The organism is Pseudomonas fragi (assembly GCF_002269505.1).
GTDB lineage: Bacteria > Pseudomonadota > Gammaproteobacteria > Pseudomonadales > Pseudomonadaceae > Aquipseudomonas > Aquipseudomonas fragi_D.
Window position 1 is genome coordinate 1 of sequence record NZ_NQKQ01000055.1, and the last position, 2,534, is coordinate 2,534.

At 50.9% G+C, this 2,534-nt stretch carries 2 protein-coding genes; one reads left to right on the plus strand and one right to left on the minus strand.

Going from position 1 to position 2,534, the window contains the following annotated elements; genetic code table 11:
- Positions 1 to 62: 62 nt before the first annotated feature.
- Positions 63 to 923, minus strand: a complete 861-nt coding sequence (locus tag CJU81_RS23435; RefSeq protein ID WP_095038437.1) for a hypothetical protein — start codon at positions 921 to 923, stop codon at positions 63 to 65.
- 309 nt (positions 924 to 1,232) lie between these two features.
- On the opposite strand from CJU81_RS23435, the gene CJU81_RS23440 reads away from it, so the two are divergent.
- On the plus strand, positions 1,233 to 2,534 hold a 1,302-nt coding region (locus CJU81_RS23440; RefSeq protein ID WP_095038438.1), incomplete at its 3' end, for a DUF4041 domain-containing protein.

A 2,534-nucleotide genomic window follows, 5' to 3' on the forward strand; every position in this document is an offset into this window, starting at 1 on the left:
CGCTGGTTGCTCATGGCACCTCCTAATGGGCCTCATTTTAAGGCTTGGAGGTGTCTACGAAACTAGGGGCGATTCAGCCTGACAGTACTTTTGATCTTGTCTATCGCTTCGTCATCAAGGTCGTGGTTGTAAATATTGCACTGATCAAAGAGGTAACGCAGCACGTCACCAACGGAATAATCCAGCCAGAGGTTGATCAGCGACTCAGGATCGGAAAAACAATGTTCACCCAACAGATCCAGCGCCCCGATCCCACGCCCAAGCGTCGTGTCAGGAGGAAGAAATAGTTCAAGCTGATAGGTTTTGTGCCAAAGCCCCCCATTCTTGAGGTAATAGGTACCAGGTTTTACAACTCTTGGATCTTCCAAGAGGTATCCCTCTCGATGGAGCTGCCTTGTAAACGAACCCGCATCCCACGGAGCTAGATCTTCACAATCGCCAACCCCGAATGTTCCATCTGCAAGACGAGGTGCCACAACAGCATTGATTGCCAACAGGATAAGTACAACGTTATCGGGTAGACCGGAGTAATCCAGGGTAGCTGAAGCATTCCGCTCAACCATATTGGCTAATCGCCTATTTACCTTTACTAGCTCCTGAGCCTCCAGTTCGGCGCGCTTCCTGTTTTGCTCATCGGTACAGCTTGCACAAGGCAAAGATGAATTCTGGGGAACCTTCTTGACATCAGCTCGGCCATTGATGCGTACGGGTCCATCGCAGATATTGCAGGTTTGGTTTTCGTCGAACGCATCGCAGTACTCACGTACCTTCTTAGCAATCTGGCCAGACTGAATGATCTCCCGAAACGGCACCAGATCGGCAACTCGCTCAAGAAACACACCCTCTTCATCAGCGGCCCAATATCGTGTCGCCAGAGCCCTCTCGTCAGGGTCTTGGGTTAGAAACTCCAGTCTTACTGCCATGTGATCCCCCACTCAAAGCCAAATAAACCGAATTGCATCTAGAAAAGTGACAACGCCAAACCGTTGCATTTCTTAAATCATGCAAAAATTTTAACACTCAACCAGCCGCATCTCTCTGGGACGGAAGGGCAGTCAAAACACTTCAAGCTCTGGCACACAACAAAACCGGATATTTCCTACAACCCCCTAGCCCTTCAAAACCAAATACTCCCCTACCCCTTGGCGCAAATGGAAGATACCCTGCTCGCCTTGAGATGGCCAAGCGCCACTACCTATTTCAAATCTAACGAATCGCTCGAGTGAGATCACATGGAACTGTTCCTCGTCATTTTCGGCTTATGCATCCTTGCGCTGCTGGTCGTCGCAGTAAAAAACACAAAGCTCATAGCCAGGCTGACTGCTGAACTCCGCCAACGAGAGCAGATCATTGATCGCCAGCAGCAAGAAAATTTAGCGCTACTGAGCCGTGTCGACCGCCAGGGGCAGGAAAATACAGCCTTACAGAATCGCGTCGATGCCCTTTCCAAGTATCAAACCATCATCGATGCTGAGGCCCACGCCAGAGAACTCAACGCACAAGCTGAGAGTGTTTTCGCCCAGTCGAAAATAGCTGCAGCAGTCGAGCTACATGAAGCCAAACGCATGGCAAAAGAAGAGCTGATAACCAGCGAGATGGAAATGGCTTCAGCCCGCGCAACTGCGAGCAGGATTGTTGAAAACGCAAATAAACGCGCAGAAGAAATTGCAGGTAACGCTTACAGCGCCATGAACCGGGCAAAGGAATTTGCTGACACAGCAAAAGCGATGAAGAACATCATCGAAGGCTACGGTGATGCTTACATCGTGCCCACCTACAATCTGCTGGATGACCTCGCAGAAGAGTTTTCCTTCACTGAAGCAGGCCAGAAACTCAAAGCAGCCCGTGAGATGAGCCGCTGGATGGTCAAGGCCGGTCGGGCTGCTACCTGCGACTACGCAGAATCCAATCGACGTGACACCGCTATCCGCTTTGTCATCGATGCATTCAACGGCAAAGTCGACTCAATCCTTTCCAGAAACAAAGCTGATAACCACGGCAAGCTGGAGCAAGAGATCCGCGATGCATTTGCCCTGGTTAACCACAACGGCACAGCATTCAGAAACGCACGCATCACCGACGAATATCTCACCTCACGTCTGGAAGAGCTGAAGTGGGCCGCTACGACTCGCGTACTGAAAGAGCAGGACCGCGAGGAGCAGCGCCAACTGCGCGAACAAATACGCGAAGAAGAAAAAGCCCGACGTGAGTTTGAACGTGCCATAAAGGACGCGGCCAAGGAGGAGGACACCATCAAGAAAGCGATGGATAAGGTTCTTCAACAAGCAGCAAATGCCAATGATGCCCAGCGGGTGGAATTTGAAGCCAAGCTGCGCGAGCTGGAACTCAAGCTCCAGGCTGCGGAAGAGAAAAACCAACGCGCGCTGTCAATGGCTCAGCAAACCAGAACAGGCCATGTGTACGTCATTTCTAACATCGGCTCGTTTGGTGAGGAAGGGCGGTCTCAAGGAACAAGTGCAACACCTGATGTAAGGTGTTGCCATGTCTACCCAATACAAACACTTGAGTACCGA

What these genes read in the sequence shown, in the direction of transcription:
- CJU81_RS23435 (WP_095038437.1), bottom strand. Translation starts at nt 923, where the DNA reads ATGGCAGTAAGACTGGAGTTTCTAACCCAAGACCCTGACGAGAGGGCT.